Source organism: Pseudomonas sp. AC463 (assembly GCF_979253585.1).
Genome location: NZ_CEEDDZ010000020.1, coordinates 94,845 through 111,794 on the forward strand (window position 1 = coordinate 94,845; position 16,950 = coordinate 111,794).

General features: G+C 60.1%; 12 protein-coding genes and 1 pseudogene. 3 read left to right on the top strand and 10 right to left on the bottom strand.

What is annotated here, in order from left to right; all coding sequences use genetic code 11:
• Positions 1 to 35: 35 nt before the first annotated feature.
• From AC0IYH_RS23200 to AC0IYH_RS23210, 3 genes are all read right to left on the bottom strand, one after another.
• On the bottom strand, positions 36 to 1,088 hold the full coding sequence (locus AC0IYH_RS23200; RefSeq protein ID WP_471836415.1) for a hypothetical protein: 1,053 nt from the start codon (positions 1,086 to 1,088) through the stop codon (positions 36 to 38).
• A 99-nt stretch (positions 1,089 to 1,187) separates the two neighbouring features.
• Entirely contained in the window at positions 1,188 to 2,513 is a 1,326-nt protein-coding gene (locus tag AC0IYH_RS23205; RefSeq protein ID WP_116626320.1) for an MFS transporter, read from the bottom strand.
• 187 nt (positions 2,514 to 2,700) lie between these two features.
• Positions 2,701 to 3,354: a GntR family transcriptional regulator gene (locus AC0IYH_RS23210; protein WP_116626319.1), complete on the bottom strand. Its 654-nt coding sequence runs from the start codon at positions 3,352 to 3,354 to the stop codon at positions 2,701 to 2,703.
• A gap of 172 nt (positions 3,355 to 3,526) precedes the next feature.
• On the opposite strand from AC0IYH_RS23210, the gene AC0IYH_RS23215 reads away from it, so the two are divergent.
• Together AC0IYH_RS23215 and AC0IYH_RS23220 are read left to right on the top strand one after the other, a co-directional pair.
• Positions 3,527 to 4,396 carry an NAD(P)-dependent oxidoreductase gene (locus AC0IYH_RS23215; RefSeq protein ID WP_471836417.1) on the top strand — a complete coding sequence of 290 codons (870 nt, stop codon included), beginning with the start codon at positions 3,527 to 3,529 and terminating at the stop codon, positions 4,394 to 4,396.
• Positions 4,397 to 4,425: 29 nt separating this feature from the next.
• Positions 4,426 to 5,067, top strand: coding sequence for a 4-carboxy-4-hydroxy-2-oxoadipate aldolase/oxaloacetate decarboxylase (locus AC0IYH_RS23220; protein WP_116626317.1), 642 nt, complete (start codon positions 4,426 to 4,428; stop codon positions 5,065 to 5,067).
• 32 nt (positions 5,068 to 5,099) lie between these two features.
• On the opposite strand, the gene AC0IYH_RS23225 is transcribed toward AC0IYH_RS23220, so the two are convergent.
• The 4 genes from AC0IYH_RS23225 to AC0IYH_RS23240 form a co-directional block, all read right to left on the bottom strand.
• Positions 5,100 to 6,062 (bottom strand): fimbrial protein, encoded by a 963-nt coding sequence (locus AC0IYH_RS23225; RefSeq protein ID WP_471836419.1) that lies wholly within the window; start codon positions 6,060 to 6,062, stop codon positions 5,100 to 5,102.
• A 9-nt stretch (positions 6,063 to 6,071) separates the two neighbouring features.
• Positions 6,072 to 8,627 carry a fimbria/pilus outer membrane usher protein gene (locus AC0IYH_RS23230; protein ID WP_471836421.1) on the bottom strand — a complete coding sequence of 852 codons (2,556 nt, stop codon included), beginning with the start codon at positions 8,625 to 8,627 and terminating at the stop codon, positions 6,072 to 6,074.
• 109 nt (positions 8,628 to 8,736) lie between these two features.
• Positions 8,737 to 9,417, bottom strand: a complete 681-nt coding sequence (locus AC0IYH_RS23235; protein WP_471836423.1) for a fimbrial biogenesis chaperone — start codon at positions 9,415 to 9,417, stop codon at positions 8,737 to 8,739.
• A gap of 67 nt (positions 9,418 to 9,484) precedes the next feature.
• On the bottom strand, positions 9,485 to 10,006 hold the full coding sequence (locus AC0IYH_RS23240; protein WP_471836425.1) for a fimbrial protein: 522 nt from the start codon (positions 10,004 to 10,006) through the stop codon (positions 9,485 to 9,487).
• A 442-nt stretch (positions 10,007 to 10,448) separates the two neighbouring features.
• Between AC0IYH_RS23240 and AC0IYH_RS23245 the strand changes: the two are divergent.
• A pseudogene (locus AC0IYH_RS23245) lies at positions 10,449 to 12,310 on the top strand (DUF3857 domain-containing transglutaminase family protein).
• Between the two features lie 60 nt (positions 12,311 to 12,370).
• Here AC0IYH_RS23245 and AC0IYH_RS23250 read toward each other — a convergent pair.
• The 3 genes from AC0IYH_RS23250 to AC0IYH_RS23260 form a co-directional block, all read right to left on the bottom strand.
• Positions 12,371 to 15,205 (bottom strand): TonB-dependent receptor, encoded by a 2,835-nt coding sequence (locus AC0IYH_RS23250; protein ID WP_471836426.1) that lies wholly within the window; start codon positions 15,203 to 15,205, stop codon positions 12,371 to 12,373.
• A 95-nt stretch (positions 15,206 to 15,300) separates the two neighbouring features.
• Positions 15,301 to 16,266, bottom strand: a complete 966-nt coding sequence (locus AC0IYH_RS23255) for a FecR domain-containing protein (RefSeq protein ID WP_471836428.1) — start codon at positions 16,264 to 16,266, stop codon at positions 15,301 to 15,303.
• Complete coding sequence (locus AC0IYH_RS23260) at positions 16,263 to 16,769, bottom strand: sigma-70 family RNA polymerase sigma factor (protein WP_471836430.1); 507 nt, start codon at positions 16,767 to 16,769, stop codon at positions 16,263 to 16,265. The genes AC0IYH_RS23255 and AC0IYH_RS23260 overlap by 4 nt, the downstream gene beginning before the upstream one ends.
• Between the last annotated feature and the right edge of the window lie 181 nt (positions 16,770 to 16,950).

Here is a 16,950-nt window from a genome sequence, read left to right on the forward strand (position 1 = left end):
ATTGTTTTTATCGAGACGCAGCGCAGGGTGTTGGCTTAGGGAAAGAGCATGCGCGCCACCGCTTTATCACCCAGCAGGCGCGCGGCGTTGTGGCCGATCCCCGGGATGGTGTGCTGGGGGTGACGCAGCGGAATCTGCCATTGGCCGGACAGGAACTGCTCGTAGCTCACGTAGTTCAACTGGCGTTCGAGCCGCGTGGCGCCCTGGTAACCGGCGCCGCAGGAGCTGTCGAGCACGCGACTGGTGGGGTTGTTGTCCTGGGCGCCGACCAGGTAGGTGATATCCCGCGCGGCATAGCGGGCAAACACCTGGCGGCTGGTGAGGTGCTGCTTCAACAGGTACGCGGGGGCGCCGTCGAGGCCGTAGCGGTAGCGGCTGTAGCTGGGGCACATGACGGTCACCACCGGCTTGAACACGCCGTCTTGCAAGCGGCTTTCCTCGAAGTACACATAGCTGGACGGGCTCGCGACCACATAACGAATGCTCAGGCCGTGGGCCTTGAGGCCGCCGTCGAGGTCATTCACCACGGCGTAGCGCTGCATCAATTGCGCGCCGGCCGAGTGGCTGACCATCACGATCTCCTTGAGCGCCGGGTAGCGCTGGCGGTCGGACAGGTAGGCAACCAGGTCATCCAGCACCTGGAAGGCCGGGATGCCCTTGTGGCCGTATTGCGATTCGATGCCGTGCATCCATTTGTCACGCGGCCATAGCGGCATGTCGTCGCTGATGCCCGAGTCGGTGGGGGTGAGGAAGTTCGGCGCCAGCAACAGGGTATTTTGCAGCTGCGCATTGCCGAGCAACGTGCGGCCGGTGTTGAAGTACTGGTCGCCGTCACGCTGCACGCCATGCAGGATCACCACGGCGCGTTCGATGGAACTGGGCGGGTTGTACAGATCGGCGTTGGCGTAGACCAGGAACGGGTAGGCATTCCCGTCGTGGCCCAGGCGCAGCACCTGGCGTGCGTCGACGTCGGGCTTGCCCACGCCTTCGCTGTGTACGTCGACCTTGGCGCAACTGGTCATGGTGCCCATCAGCGCCAACGTGGCCAGGAGTGTGGTGAAGGGTTTGGTGGACAGGCTTATGAACATGACCGGGCACTTCTCTTGTTTTTTTACGAGCCTACCAGTGCTGTCCACCTATGAAAAATATCTAAATAACGGGGTTTGGATACTTTAAAAATATGCAGGTCATTGGCTGACCGGCACCGGCTCGGCAATGGTCAGCAACACCAGGAAACTGGCGAACGAACCAATGGCCATAAACAGGAACACTTGGGACCAACCGTAACTGTCGAGCAGCAAACCCACCAGGAACGGCGCCGCCGCGCCGCCCAACTGCCCGCCCATGTTGACGATGGAACTGGCAATCGGAAAGGTCTTCTTGGTGGCCAGGCCCATCGGGTAAACCATGTAGGACGAGTAACCGATGCTGATCAGCGTGCCGGTCAGAAACAACAACGCGGCATACAGGGTCGGGTCATTCGGCGAGTTGATCAGCGCGTACATGGTGCCCACCGTGGCCAGCGCCGAGAGCATCATCCCCGGCTTGCGGCGCTTGCCCAGCACGCGGTCGGACAGGATCCCGCCAAGCAGGTTGCCGCAGATCGCGCCCACCCAGGGCGCCGCGGAGACAAAGCCCATGTTCATGATCGAGAACTGCTTGACCGTCATCAGGTAGGTGGGGATCCACGACAACAGCACCATGGTGATGCCCACCTGGAAGCTGTAGCTTAGGGCGCAACCCACCACGTTCCAGGACTTGAACAGGCCACGGCTGGTGGCGATGGGCGCTACCTGCCGCACGCGGATAAAGCGGTCCAGGCGCTTGAAGTGGCGTTGGGCGCCTTCGGTTTTCTGAGTGATGACGTTGTTGGTTTCATCGGTGATATGCGCCAGCTCACCCGCGTTTACAAAGCGGCTTTGCGCCGGCTGGTTGGCCACCAGGAAGTACCAGGCGATGGACAGCAGAATCCCTGGCACGGCGAAGATGTAGAAAATTTCGCGCCAGCCCCACATCGCCACAATCGCCACACACAGCGGCGGCACGATCACCGGGCCGAACTTGACCGCTGCCAGGAAAATCCCGGTGGCGGTGCCCTTCTCTTTCGCCGGGAACCATTGGTTGATCGTCGAGGCGATGCCAATCGGCAACGGGCCTTCGGCAACACCGAGGGCAAAACGATAGATCTTCAAGGCCAGCACCGAATTGACGGTGCCCATCAGCGCGGTGAACACCGAGGTGGCAATCATCGAAAACGAGAAAATCTTGCGCACCCCGAAACGGCTGGAGGCAAAGCCCGAGGGAATCTGCGCCAAGGCGTAGGCCAGCAGGAACACGCTCAATAACGCGCCAGCTTCGGCGTTGGTCATCGGGTATTCCTCGCGGATAAACGGCAAGGCCACGCCCAGGTTGGCGCGGTCGGCCGACGCCACGGTGTACACAAGGAAGAACAACCCTGCGACGACCCAGCGAAAACGCGACGGTTTTTCAGTGGTGGAGCCCTGAGTACTCATACGGGATACCTGATTTTATTATTGGAATGTGCCGTGTGTGCCGAATCCGGGGGGCAGGCTCCCGCTGAGGCTTTTGTGAAAGCCTCACGTCAGGTGTTGCGACGGGTCCTTGCGAAGGTCAGGCAGGAGTCATTGCCCGGTATCGTGGCGCCGACTCTAACGCATATTGTTTTAGTTTTGTATTTTTTTATCGACGGACGGGCGATTCACTGCGCCGCGCCATAAAGCGCAGGTAGGCCATGCGGATATGGGTTTGCATGGCGTGGCGGGCCAACTCGCCGTCGTTCTGCTCGATGGCGTAGGTGATGTCCAGGTGCTGCTGCAGGCTGCGTTCGAGGTCGGCCGGGCGGTAGAGGAAAAACGAACGGGTGATCACCGGCATGTCGATCAAGGTGGCGAGCATCGACTTGAGCCGCTGCGAGCGGGCGGTCTCCAGCACCTGGGCATGGAACGCACGGTTGGCCTCTTGCACGCGCAGGGTCACGTCGGGGCCTTTGCCGGCAATGGCGGCGGCCATCTGCGCGTTGATGCTGTGCAGCTCGACCACGTCCTGCGGGGTCGCGCGCTGGGCCGCGAGCATGGCGGCATGCGGTTCGAGCAGCTCGCGAAAGCTGAACATTTCTTCCAGGTCCCATTGGGTCCAGCCGGCCACGAACACCCCACGGTTCGCCTCGATCACCGCCAGCCCGTCATCCACCAGCTTCTTCAGCGACGCCCTGACCGGCGTGCGGCTCAGGCCGAACTCCTTGCCCAGCGGTTCTTCCTTGAGCTGTGTGCCGGGCTCGTACTGGCCGGCGATGATGCGGTTGCGCAAGGTTTCGTAGATGAGATCGTTGGCCATGCTTGCCTTCTGTGTCGATGGTTGTCAGGACGCTGCCCCGGGGTACTCGCGCTGGATTCTGAGGCCTGCGACGCGCCAATGACAGCGTGCCACTCAGGCACTTTGTACAGAAATCGTTTGCAATCACTCAAATTGTATTTTAATTGTATTGCCACCTGAAACCGGAGGCGACATGAAAATAACAATCGTAGGGCTCGGCGAAGTGGGCCGTTGCTATGCCCAGACCCTGGCCAACACCACCACGGTGCAACTGCTGTTCTGCGAGCAGCGCATTGCCCCGGCGGCGCAACGCCTGGCGGACGAGCTGGGCGTGCAGATTCACACCTCCATTGGCCCGTGGCTGGCCGAGTCGGATTGTGTGCTGAGTTGCGTGGTGGGCACCCAGTCCCTGGACGTGACCCGCGAATGCCTGGCGCACCTCAGGCCCGGCGTGCTATTCGCCGACCTCACCACTGCTGCGCCCGAGCGCAAACGTATCGCCGGAAGCGAGGCCGCGCAGCAACAGGTGGATTACGTGGACGTCGCAATCATGGGCGCCATTGCCTACCTGCGCGAACTTACCCCGCTGCTGTGCGCCGGCGCCAAGGCGAGTGCCTTGGTGGCATTGCTGAACACCGCCGGCGCCCGTGCACGCGCCCTGCCCGACAGCCAACCCGGCGATGCCATCACGCTGAAAATCCTGCGCAGCGTATTCACCAAAGGCGTGGAAGCGCTGGCCGTGGAAGTACTGCTGGGTGCCGAGCGCCAGCAACTGCGCCCGGCGCTCTATGAAGTGCTCGCGGATATCGACGAGGCGCCCCTGCCCGCCTTCCTCGAAATGCTCGTATCGACCCACGTGGTGCATGCCACGCGGCGCTTGCATGAAGTCGAAGAAGCCGAGCGCCAGCTGGCCTCGCTGGGCATTGCCAGCAGTGTGCTCGGCGGCGTGCGCCAGCGCTTCAGCCACAGCAGCGCAGGCCTCGCCCTGGAACCGATCACCGAAGAAAAACCAAGCCTCGCCCAGGCACTGGACTGGCTTGGCCGCCACACCCCCAGCGCTTGAACCCCACGCCAATAAAAACGGACACGACCATGCCTATCACCCAAGACCAACTCGACACCCTCAAACAACTGGGCACCGCCACCATCCACGAAGCCCAGGGCCAGACCGGCGCACTGGACAGCGGCCTGCGCCCGGTCGACCCGAGCCTGCGCCTGGCCGGCCCGGCCCTGACCGTGGACTGCCGCCCCGACGACAACCTTGCCATCCACTACGCCTTGACCAAAGCCAAGCCTGGTGATGTGCTGGTAGTCGACGCCAAGGGCTTTATGGAAGCCGGCCCGTGGGGCGACCTGCTGACCCTGGCTTCGCAGAAACTCGGGATCGTCGGCCTGGTGATGAACGGTGCCGTGCGCGACGCCAATGCGATCATCGACATGGGCTTCCCGACCTTCTCTCGCGGCCTGAGCATCAAGGGCACCAACAAGTGCCAGCCGGGCAAGGTTAACGTGCCCATCGTGATTGGCGGCGTGCACATCAACCCGGGCGATATCATCGTCGGCGACCGCGACGGCCTGGTGGTGGTGGAGCAGGCGCGCGTCGAGGAAGTGATTCGCCTGAGTCGCAGCCGCGAGGATAAGGAAGACGGGATTCGTGCGGGGCTCGAGGCGGGTAAAAGTACGGTTGATTTGCTGGGGTTGGCGCCGACGCTGGAGAAGTTCGGGATGCGTTGAAGCCACCCCGGTAGCGGCTGCATGGGCCTGCGTCAGTTGTAGGTCAGGGTAAACGTCGCGGTGCTGTTGGCCTCACCCGCAGTGACCGCAGAATCGGTCTGGTAGTAACGCGCCATCAACGGGATAGCGTACGGGCCGTTACTGGCCACGGTGCCCACGTTGATGCGTGTTCTGAGAGCGACCGGCGCATTGTTGTAAAAAAGCCGTACACCCAGGCCGGTGGCAACTGCGGAGGAAGAGGTATTCAGTGCCAGCACTCCGCCGATGCCAGAACGGTGCGCCGTACCCTCCAGGGTGAGGCCGACCCGGGTGTTGGCATCGCAGTTGAGCGGGATGGAAAAGTTGACCGCGGCCCCCATGCTGCCGGGGCCGTTGAACAGGCTGCGCGGCACATTGCCCATGGACACGGGGATAGCGGCATTGGTGACGGAGCACGCCACGGGGACGATGGTGTTGACACCAGCCAGGCTGGCGTAGGCACCGTAAAACTGATTAACGATGCTGCCAGAGATCAAGCGCCCGTTGGTCAGAACACCGGCCCCGACCGCACCGGGCCTGGTTTTTATCAGCTGCACGCGAATATCGGGGATCAAGACAATGATATTTCCTCCATACGGGGTATCAAACGGCAAGTTCCTGTTCGCGTAGTTACGCACCCGTACGCCGACCCCGGCTATGTTGGTGTTATACACGCCATTGCCATAACTGCTGACCGTGCTGAACATCTCCATGTGATAACGATGGGTGAAGGGGACACTGCAGCCATAATGAGCAACCCCGCCGTTATAGGCGCCGGTGTTGGCCGATGCCAGTACCGTCCCGACCGGGGCGTCTCGTTGAACACTCACCGTTCCGAAACTCACCGTACGCGTCAGCGCCGACGTCGGGCCATTGGTGAAATAACAATTGGCCAGGGCATTGTCCGACAGCACCGCCAGAACCCCTACCGCACAGGAAAAGCTGAACAGCCTCACCCTCGTAGCGATGCATTCCATAAACACTCCTTATCGGCACGTAGCCGATAACGTACGAATCGTTGAAAAAGCATCCGTCGCCTCAATCGCGGCAGGCACGATGAAGCGGGCCATGCACTGCTGATCAGCCCGCTCACCCCACTGAACCTTTACGTCGCCCTGCTCGGGCATCCCACTCAGGTAGACCTCGCCTTCCAGCCCGACCAGGCCGCTGCTGGTAAACGTGCTCGCGTCCTGCATCAGCGTCGCGGTTGCGCCAAAGGCTACGGGCCGGCCCTGGTACTCAAGTGTCATCAACACCCGGCTGCCGAATCGCGTCTGGAAGTCAGCCAGCACCAGGGCGCCCCGTGTCGGAATGACGGTTTTGGTATTGGTTTCAATGTCGATGTCATCGGCCAGGGTTTCGCTCTCCAGCGCGACGCTGTTTCGTCGATAGGTACTGATAAACGGCACCACCGCATAACCGCGCCAGTCGGTATTGACCCCACTGTGGTTGCGCACCTTCACCCCCTCGGCGCCAGGGGCCCGCACCAACGCCATGGTTTCACCCTGAGTCTGGGAAAACGTGACGCCAAAGGGGTGCGCGACAATCCCGCCCTGCGCGCCATAGTTCAGTTGCCGGGATTTCTCGCCATAGTTGTAGCCCAGCGACGTTTCCCCGTAGGTGCCCTTATAGGTGGCCTGTGCATTACCGCTGTGGCCGCGCCCTAGGTTGGCGTATCCCTGGCTGACGCTGTAGACCAGGTTATCGTCGGCCAGTGCCGTACCACTGAACCCCACATCCTGCGAAGCCTTGCCCTGTGCGTCAGCCGTCACGTTGTAGTGGGCCCAGCTATTGCGCATCGAACCGCCCAAGGCGATTTGAACAGTGACGGCCAGTTGCTGGTCAGTGCGATGACGCGCGTTATCGGCAGGCGTCTGCGTGTAGACGTAACTCAGGCCATAAGTAACGCCGTTATGGCTCAGGTTATAACCCGTCGCCAAACTGCGCTCATAACCCGCTTGCTGCCAGTAATCCTGCTGATAGCCATTGATATAGAAGTTGCCGTACCCGCCCAATGCCTGATTGATATTGAGCTGTGCCCGACTGCGTCGGTTGTACAGGCGCCGCCAGTCATTGAAGTTGCCTGGGGCGATTTCGTTGGCCTCCTGAAAATCGTAATAGCCCTGGGTCGAATAACGGTAGCCCGCCAACGTAAAGGTGGTTTGGGTGGCGGCGATGTCCTTGGCGTACTGGATCCGCACCGACTGGCCGCTGTACCGCGCCCCATCGCGCAACTCGGTACGCGCCTGGCTGACGTCCATGGACAGCGAGCCCCATTCGCCAAACCCATGGCCAAGCCCCAGGGACGCTGCCGAGTAATCCGCAGAGGCCAGCACACCGCCATACAGTGTGGTGTCCCGGGGCAAACCATAGATCAGCGTGCCCTGGGTAAACGCCGGGGTATTGCTATGGCTGGCCGTTGAACGGTATTGCCCCGCCACAAGGGCGTATTTCACCCGCCCTTCTCGCACCATTACCGGCACTGCAGAGAACGGCTGGATGAAACGGCGCTCGCTGCCATCCGCCTCGGTGATGGTGACGTCCATATCCCCGCTGGATGAGGTGGGGTACAGGTCGGTAATCTCGAATGCACCCGCCGGCACATACGTCTGATAGATGATGTAACCGTTCTGTCGCACCGTCACCTGCGCACTGCTGCGGGCGATGCCTCTCACCACAGGCGCAAACCCGCGCAGGCTGTCAGGGTACATAGTGTCATCAGAGGCCAGTTGCACACCTTTGAACGGCACGCTGGCGAAGACATCGCCTGGCGTGAAGCTATCTCCCACGACCAACTGGCTCTTCAACGCCTGCACATCGCGCTGGAGGTAGGTGTTGATGCTGGCCCATTTCGGGTTGCCATCGCCCTGGGTATAGGTCGAGTAGTTACGCAGGCGCCATGCCCCCAGATTCAACCCGCTGCGCAGGTTCAGGTAGTAGTTGTCAGCGCTACCCGAGCGGTCATCCCGAGCGGTGTTCGCGCCGCTGAAACTGTAGTCGAGCAAGGCGGCGGGAAGGCCTTGGTCCCACAAGCCCGGGTCGATATTCCCACGGGCTTCCTGGGTAAGTGCCGCTTGGGGAATGCTGATATCCAGGCGTCGCCGGTTAAAATGGAAACGGCTGGCGGCATCCGTGATATAGGTCTGCAGATCAGTGATGGCAGCTGGCTGCGGCAGTTGCTGCAAGGCCGGGAACGCCTCAAGCCTGACGCCCATTTCCTCCAACAATGGCAAGTCGAGTTCGGGCTGTAGTTGGCTATCCACCCTTACAAAATCAATATCGCGGCGGGAAAACAAACTGTCGTTTAAATAGATATCCACTGTATAACGGCCAGGCAATTGCCCTCCCGAACTGGAAAAAACATCAAGATTGACCAAGGCCTGATCGTCAGTGTTTATTTCCAACGCGTTGGCATTGAAGTACTCCCGCGCCATCGCGTTAGTCGACAATAGGCTGACGCCCATCATGACCATCAGAACTTTAATATGACCACACCCAGGCATTACACCCAGGCGCACGGCGGTTCTTTTAATAGGGCTCATCAAGAATATCCCGACACTCAGGCGACACAACGCCTCCACCTGAACGCATCGGTAGTGGGCCTAAGGTCTAACGCAACACGTGTTATTCAAGGCGGACGCACAGCCTTAATCAGAGATCCGCGTGGGCAGCGGCAGTAATACCGCCATAGTCATTGATGGCCTGCCAACTGACCGGCCCATTTGCACCCTCGGGCAGGGCCCAGGCAAGGTTGCTCTTGGGTGCGACCATACCGGCATCATCAATATCCTTATTTCCAACACTCACGCGAAAGAATGAAATGTGATACGCCGTGGGATTGTTGACGTGCAACTGATTACCCTGACGTTTAAACACTAAAGCGCGATAAGCATCGGCGACGTCTCCCGATATACCGGCAGGCCGATAAAAAAGTTTTATTCGGCTTTTCACGGAAATCAGCAACTGGTTGTCTTCGGTTTGTTCGGAGGCAGGAATCGATTTTATGTTCACCCAGAACACCGATTCCCTGTCCTGTGCAAACTCACCGCCGGTTCTGATGATGCGCAACACATTCTCCTGCTCCGCATCCAACCGGAACAACGGTGGCGTCATGATGAACGGGGCTTTGCCGGCCAACGGTTGTGCTGCGTCCTCCACCCAGGACTGAATAAGGTACGGCCTGGTCTTCTCGCTATTTTTTACCGAGATGGCGGCCTCTTTCCTTGAACCGTCATAGACCACCCGCGTGCCTCCCACAATCACGCCCGCCACCGCCATGTGCACCGAGCCCGCCAGCAGGCTGGTGGTTAAAACGTAGTTCAGCCAACGCATGCCATTGCTCTCCCCCACATTAAACAGGCAGGGCATTGAAGCCTCTCAATGCCCCCCCATTCGGCGGTTAGTTATAGATAACGGTGAAGTCACTGACAGCATTGGCCGAGCCGGGGACCACCGGGCCAGTAGCCACATACTTGGCAAAGAAGTTGAACGTGGTATCTGCGGTAGCCGAAAGCGTTCTACTCGCGGACGGGGACCCCACCGCGATCAACGTATTTGCATCTCCCTCATAAATACCTACCGCGACACCGTTCGCTTTGCCGGCAGAATTGGTCAGCGCGAGCAAGCTGCTGTTATTGGCATCTGCCGGGCCATCGAACTTCACCATCGCGCGGGTAGCAGTCGCCGGGCAATGGGTCAGCACGATATCGAATCTGCTCGGCGCAGCCGTATCGCCCACATTGGCCAGGGCGCACGCACTGACAGTGCCCATCGTGACGGTCTGGTTGGCGGTAGCGGGAGTAACGATGCACGCGACATCAGTAATAGTGCCGGTAAAATTGATGGTCCCATCTGCCGCATGGCTGACAGCGGTAAATGCCGAGCACGCCAATAACATGAATAGCATTGCGTTCTTGTTCACACGCATGATCCTTAAGTAAGTCAAATTAAGCAGGCTTATAGGTAACCGTTTAAGCAGCGCTACTGTTGGCGCAGGCGAATGTGTATAACTCGCGCAACTAAGGGCGGCGTTGTTTCAGTCAATGTTGTTTGTTCTTCAGGCTTGCCCTGATGGGTAGTGAGAGCGGGGAGGATATTCGAGTCTTTTTCAAAAAATACCAACGTCGAAACGTCGTATGTTTCCGTAGGTCTTTTCCTTCAATCCTGAATAGTTTGATTTGATCAGGCCAACACGCCTGCCAGGCGCCCAGTGAGTAACACGGAATCGTCCAACAGATAGTGTCGACTGGATAAGTCAGCAGGCGCACCGAGCTGCGCTATATAGTAATGCTTCGCATTAAGCGATCTCTCCAGAAAGCGCGCCCAGCCCCTCGCGACGCGCGCCCTCGCACATAAGGATCTTTATGCAAGGTTTTACCCCCTCCCTGGTACGCCGGTTCGGCGCGCTGGCTGCCATCCTCTGCGGGTTGTTTACCGAGCAGGCCAAAGCCGATTACACCGACCTCTCCCTGACCCACGAAAAACACATCCAGGCCTACGTAGTGAATACCGACGGCAGCTTCGTGCTGGATGTCCAACAGGTGTTGCGGGTCAATGAAGAACGCGCAATCAAACCCAATGCCCAGCGCTCAGTCAGCTTTAACCGCACCCTGGAAAACCTGGATATCGTCGATGCGTACACCCTGAAACCCGATGGACGCAAGGTGGCAGTAGCTGCGGCCCAGATCAAGGAACAGCAGGAAATGGCGTCCGTCGAAGCACCGATGTTCCAGGACTCGCGGGTCAAGGTGGTGATATTTCCGGAGCTGGAAGTAGGCGACCGCATGGTCTTGCACTACAGCGCCATCGCAATACCGCCCTGTTTCCCGGGCAGTTCGAAGACCTGTTCTCGCCGGATTTCTACCAGCATGAACAGGTCCGCCTCACCTACGACATGCCCGCCAGCATGCGGCTGAATGCCGACCTCCGGGGCTTCAAGGCATCTGCCCCCACCACCGCCAACGGGCGTACGCTCTATCGTTGGGACCTGGAGCCAGCGGAGAAAAACCGCGTGGAAAACGGCTCCGTCGCCTACACGGATTACGGGCAATTGCTGGCCGTGTCGACCTTCACCGACTACAAGCAATTTGCCAAAGCCTACGCCAACCGTGCCCAGGTTGAAGTGACGCCCGCGATTGCCAAACTGGCCAAGGAACTCACGGCCAACCTTGATACCCCGCACAGCAAAGCCCTGGTGCTGAGTGACTGGGTGCGCAGGAACATTCGCTACGTCGCGGTGTATGTCGGCGCGGGCGGCGTGGTGCCGCACGCAGCCCAGTCAGTGCTGGACAACCGTTATGGCGACTGCAAGGACCATGTCGCGCTGCTCGAAGCGCTGCTGAAGGCGGTGAGCATCGAAAGCTCCCCCGCCCTGATCAACCTCGGTGACGCCTACGTGTTGCCGAAGGTACCGACATTGGGGGTGCTCAACCACGCGATCACCTACGTGCCCAGCCTGAACCTGTACCTGGACTCGACCGCCACCCCCATCGCTGCGGGCTACCTGCCGATTCCGGAGCTGAACAAACCGACCGTGCTGACCCAGACCGGAGAACTGGGCCATATCCCCGCACATCAACAGGGCAAGGTCGACACCACAATGTTGTTCAAGGTCAACGCCAAAGGTGGCGCCGACTTTACCCACGACTCCACCGTGGAAGGTTGGGGGGCGGAATTCAACCGCTTCGTGTTCAAGGCCATGCAGCCGGCAGACCGTGATCAGCTTACCGAGAAAATTCTCAGCATGTACGGGCAATCCGGCAGCGGCACGCTCGAAACCGATTCACTGGAAGGCACCGCCAATACCTTCAAATCCACGATCAAAGGCCATACCGATAACCTGGTAAACCTGCCCGGCCCCACTGGTATGCCCACCTTCACCAGCCTGGCCGGCGGCATCGCGCAGAACGTGTTTACCTTCATGAGCGAAAAGGAACGCACTCAAGCCTTTACCTGCATGTCGGGTGAGATTTCAGAGAGCGCGCGCGTGGAATTCCCCGCGAAGATAAAAATCCTGTCGCTGCCCAAGGCCGTGACCCTCAAAGAAGCCGGCTTTGACTATCGGGCGACCTATATGAAGAAAGCCAATACAGTGCTGATCACCCGCCACTATGGTTTTGCCAAAGCAGACATCCTGTGCCGCCCGCAGGACTTCGAGGCCATGAAGCCGGCGATTGAAGCCATGGTGAACGACCTGAAAAGCCAGATCATCGTACAAACGCGGTAAGCCTTCGGTCCTCGCGCGACACGCGCAACACGCGCGAGGACCCTTGCTGAACAAGCTCGCTTAGAACTTCGCCTGCATGCCCACCCGCAGCGTGCGCCCGGGTGCCGGCATGAAACTCTGCGCCAGCGGGTCCAGGAAATAGCGGTCGGTCAGGTTCTGCAGCGATACATTGAGGCTGGCGTGTTCCTGCAACTTGTAGTTCAGGAACAGATCAACCAGCGCCACTTCGCGGTAATTCAATTGCGGTGTGGTGGCGCCGATCTGCCAGGGCTTGTCAATCGTGACAGTCGGACCGGAGGTGTAGGTAACACGCGTACCCAGTGTCAGGCTCTGGTCGAAGAAACGCAGGCCAGTGGTCAAGTTACCTGCGAACCGTGGCGGGTTTTGTGTATTGGTGTAGGAACCCATGAAGCTGCCGGGTGTGCAGTTTGGGGTCCCGCTCAGATCCTGGTACGGGTTACTCGCCGCCCGCAGCTTGGCAGCAAATGCCGCATCGCAGGTTTCGGTTTTCAAGTAATAGGTGGACGACAGGTCGGCGAACACCCGACCGGCATCGTAGTGGGCCTGCAGCTCCAGGCCGCTGGTCTTGTAGCTGTCGGTGTTGCTGAAGCGCATCAGGCCCATCAGGTCCGGGCTCGGGTCGTAGTAGCGGGTGACGTAGTTCTTGATAGTGTTGTTGAAGTAGGCGAGCTTGATCGCCGCCGAGTCGTTATCCACCAGCAACCCCTTGCCCAACGTGCTGGCGCCGACCTCCCAGTTGCTCGACCGTTCGGGTTTCAGGCCCTTGCCGGGCCGGGTTTGCAATACCCCCTGGCTGGTTTCAAACAGCGAAGGCATGCGCACACCCTGGGTATAGGAGGCATACACGAAGGTGTCTGGAAGCACTTCGATATTGATGCCAAAGGCCGGGGAAAAGGCGCCACCGCTGTCACTCTGTTTGCCGGAATAGTCGTAACCGGTGACCACCTCCCCCACCTGGGGCGCATAGACGGTTGAAGACACCGCGCCGAAGTCGTTGAAGTTGACGCCCTCAAAGGGATAGTTGGTGTCCTGGAAAACGATGCCGTTGTTCAGCCGCGGATCAGTGGTGTTTGTGTACTCGCCATTCTGGTCCGGGAACCACAGCATGTTGCCGGATTTATTCGCGTTGTAGACCCGCAGGTAGCGCAGGTCGCGCTCCTCCCAACGGGCTGTCGCCCTGGCGATGTGATCCTGGCTGCGATAGTAGGTGTAGCGGCCGCCACCCCATAAGGTGAGGGTCTCCACCGGCATGTATTCCAACTTGCCATTGAAGCTGAACTCCTGCCGCGAGCCTTCGCGCAACATACGGTTTGCATTGATATCGTGCTGGTTGGTGACCACACCTTTTTGCGGGCGCAACTCTTCGAGCTGGAACGCGCTGCCCAGGTCCAGCTTCAAGTCGCCGTAGCCGGTACGCCAGCGCGAGGTGTTGGCCAGGCCCCCGCCAATGCGTTGGTCCGCCTGGCGACTCCAGGCACGGTCCGAGCGATACGCCTGGGACGCCGGCGCTCTGACCGAGGTGATCTGACTGGTTTGTGCATCGGTCATCCACAGGTCGGCGGTCAGGTCCACCAGCGGGTTGCCCGCAGGCAGGTAGTTGTAACGCACGGTATAGGTGTCGATTGTGGTGCGGCCCAAGGGGTACTGGTAAATCCCGCCAGTGCCGGTGCGGAAAATATCCGACGGCATGACCTCACCGATATGCCCGTCATAGCGGCGATAACCCAGGTCGAACGTATGGCCGTCCGCCGGGCGCAGGGTGGTCTTGAGCAGAAATGACTCGGTCCTGGACGAGGAATTAAGCACCTCTTCCCCGGCGTTGTAGGTCGTCGCCACGCTGTTCTGCTCATCGCCCTCACTGTCGTAGATACGGTAGCGATCCTGGCCCTTTTTGCCGGCGAAATAGTTGCCCTGGTTGCGCTTGGCATAGGCCGCAACCACGTCGAAAAATTCATGGGAATAGGCGAACGCGGCACTGCCGGACTCGGCCTGCGAACCCAACAATCCGCCTCGGCTCTGGTGCGGCTGCGAGTACAGGCTTTGCGTTTCGGACTGAGGGTCTCGGGAGGCAGGTGCAACGCCGTTGTTCCACAGGTCACCCTTGAGGCGTAGCCCCAGGTTCTGGCCGTCCTTGAGGATGTCGTCGACGTTAAGGGTACGCATCTTCACCGTACCGCCGATCGCACTGGAGGTCAGGCTGGGGCCCTTGTCGATGCTGATGTCGCTGATCAGGTCCGGGTCGACATAACTGCGCTGCTGGGTGCCGGCGTAACCGCGATAGACGTCGAGTGCCTGCTGCGAGCCGTCCACCGTGACCGCCACCCGGCTCTGGCCCTGGATGCCGCGGATGTTCACGTCCAGGCCGCCGCCATTGCGACTGTCACCGACCTGCACGCCGGGCTGCCCTTTCAGCACATCGCCCACCGAGATCACGCCAAAACGCTGCATCTCTTCGCCGGAGATATACACCGAGGAACGCGGCGCACGATACACCTGTGCCGCATTAACGTCTTCGCCCGTCACCTGTTGCGTCGGCAAAAGGACGGCCTCGTTACGCAGGTGCAACACATAGCCGCCGTCTGCCTGGCGCCGATAGTCCAGGCCTGTTCCCGAGAGCAACCGGGTCAGGCCTGACTCGGTATTAAAATCGCCCTGCAGGCCCTGACTGCTCTTGCCGGCGGTCAGCAGCGAACTGCCCGCCATGCTGATTCCGGCCTGTGCACCAAAGCGCGATAACACTTGATCCAGTGGGCCGGCGTCGATGCTATAGGGGCGCTCGTCGGCGGCAAAAACCACCTCGCCCCAAAGCGCCTGGAAACTGAGGAACAGCAGACTGAAGGTGTGGGTACGCAAGACACGAGCGGGGTAAATCATGCAAGGCTCCTGGGGATCAAACCCACCTGTACAGACGGGCAATACCTAAAAGCCAAGCCAGAACGAAAAAACTCTCGCGTCGGTGAAAAAAAACTTCACGCGGGCACCACCGTCACCCAGTAAGGGGTCCGGCGTTCGATACGCACCGGCAGCGTCCTGGCGATCAAGGCCAACGCCGCATTGGTGTCATCCAGCTGAAAACTGCCGGTCACCCGCAAGCCCGCCACCGCTTCACTGCAGCGCAGAAAGCCCGGGCGATAGCGTGAGAGTTCAGCCAGCAATTGATCCAGGCGCATGCGCTCTGCGGGCAGGATGCCGCGTATCCAGGCCTGGGCCAGCACAAGATCCACAGGGCTCGAACGCTCTGCTCCACGCGCGCCGATCATCATTTGCCAACCGGCCTGCAAGGGTATCGGTGCAGGCTGACGCCGCGCACTCACCTGCACCAGCCCGCGCAGGACCGTGACACGGGTGGCGTGGCGATCATGGCGCACCAGCAGGTTGGCGCCTTGGCTGTACAGCGTTGCGTAGGGGGTCAGCAGTTGCAACGCTGCGGAACCAGGCGGGGTATCCAGGGCCAGCTCGCCCTCGACCAACTGCAGGCTGCGTTGCCCTGCATCAATGTCGAGATTGACCGCACTCGCGGTGTTCAACCACAACGAACTACCGTCCGCCAGGCCCCAGTGCCGTCGCTCGCCGACGCGGGTGCGATAACTCGCCAACGCCGAGCGTACCAGCGTGGAGTCCGCACCCTGCCAGCCAATACCGCCCAGCAACCCCAGCGCAAGCAGGCACTTGAGTAAGTGTCGACGACGCTCCGGGTCGACGCCGGCCGACTGCAACGCCCGGCGTGCAGTAACATCGGCTAACAGATTGGCGCCCGGCTGAAGCATCAACGGCAAGCTGCTGACACGCTGCCACGCGTGCTCATGCGCCTCGCTGGCCTGGCGCCAAAGCGCCAAAGCCTCAAGGTCCACCGCGTTCATCAGCCCAGACTGCGAACGCACCAGCCACTCGATAGCACTGTCACGCACCTGGGGGTCGATAGCGGCGCCACTCATTCAAACCGGCTCGCGTAGCAGACACTGAACGCCTTGCCCATCGCACGCTGCACCTGAGCCACCGTCAGGCTAAAGCGTGCGGCGATCTGTGGGTAGGTCAGCCCATCAAGCTGGGATAAAAAGAAAATCTGCCGCACCCGCGGCGACAACCCCACCAGCAGCAAATCCAGCTGCAACAGCGTCTCGACCATCAAGTACCGCTCTTCCGGCGAAGGCTCCTCGGCCATCGGCCGCGCCGCCAGCGCCTCCAGATAAGCCCGCTCGATCACCTGGCGACGCCAGCGATTGATCAGCAAACCATTGGCAATAGTGGCAAGGAATGCCATGGGCTGGCGCAGTTCGCACACGTTTTCCTTGGTGCGCAACACGCGGATAAAGGTGTCATGGGCCAGGTCTTCGGCATCGGCACTGTGCCCCAATCGCCGATGCAACCAGTTGCGAAGCCAGCCATGGTGATTGGCATACAACCTGGCCACGGGCGATGCGATGCTGTGGTCGTGCATAAGAGATCCGCGTTAATGATAATGCTTCTCATCTTAGGGGTGAGGAATACGCGTTGTACAGGGGCTGACTCGGGAACATTGTTTCAGCGCCAACCAAATCCAAGTGTCTAGTCCTGAAATAGGTTTACACCTGTTTCAGTCTCAAAACGCCCGATGCACCGCATCGGGCGTTTTGTATTTC

Bases quoted from the DNA above. Each gene is read 5' to 3' on its own strand.
- AC0IYH_RS23200 (WP_471836415.1), bottom strand. From the start codon at position 1,088: ATGTTCATAAGCCTGTCCACCAAACCCTTCACCACACTCCTGGCCACG.
- AC0IYH_RS23205 (WP_116626320.1), bottom strand. From the start codon at position 2,513: ATGAGTACTCAGGGCTCCACCACTGAAAAACCGTCGCGTTTTCGCTGG.
- AC0IYH_RS23210 (WP_116626319.1), bottom strand. From the start codon at position 3,354: ATGGCCAACGATCTCATCTACGAAACCTTGCGCAACCGCATCATCGCC.
- AC0IYH_RS23215 (WP_471836417.1), top strand. From the start codon at position 3,527: ATGAAAATAACAATCGTAGGGCTCGGCGAAGTGGGCCGTTGCTATGCC.
- AC0IYH_RS23220 (WP_116626317.1), top strand. From the start codon at position 4,426: ATGCCTATCACCCAAGACCAACTCGACACCCTCAAACAACTGGGCACC.
- AC0IYH_RS23225 (WP_471836419.1), bottom strand. From the start codon at position 6,062: ATGGAATGCATCGCTACGAGGGTGAGGCTGTTCAGCTTTTCCTGTGCG.
- AC0IYH_RS23230 (WP_471836421.1), bottom strand. From the start codon at position 8,627: ATGAGCCCTATTAAAAGAACCGCCGTGCGCCTGGGTGTAATGCCTGGG.
- AC0IYH_RS23235 (WP_471836423.1), bottom strand. From the start codon at position 9,417: ATGCGTTGGCTGAACTACGTTTTAACCACCAGCCTGCTGGCGGGCTCG.
- AC0IYH_RS23250 (WP_471836426.1), bottom strand. From the start codon at position 15,205: ATGATTTACCCCGCTCGTGTCTTGCGTACCCACACCTTCAGTCTGCTG.
- AC0IYH_RS23255 (WP_471836428.1), bottom strand. From the start codon at position 16,266: ATGAGTGGCGCCGCTATCGACCCCCAGGTGCGTGACAGTGCTATCGAG.
- AC0IYH_RS23260 (WP_471836430.1), bottom strand. From the start codon at position 16,769: ATGCACGACCACAGCATCGCATCGCCCGTGGCCAGGTTGTATGCCAAT.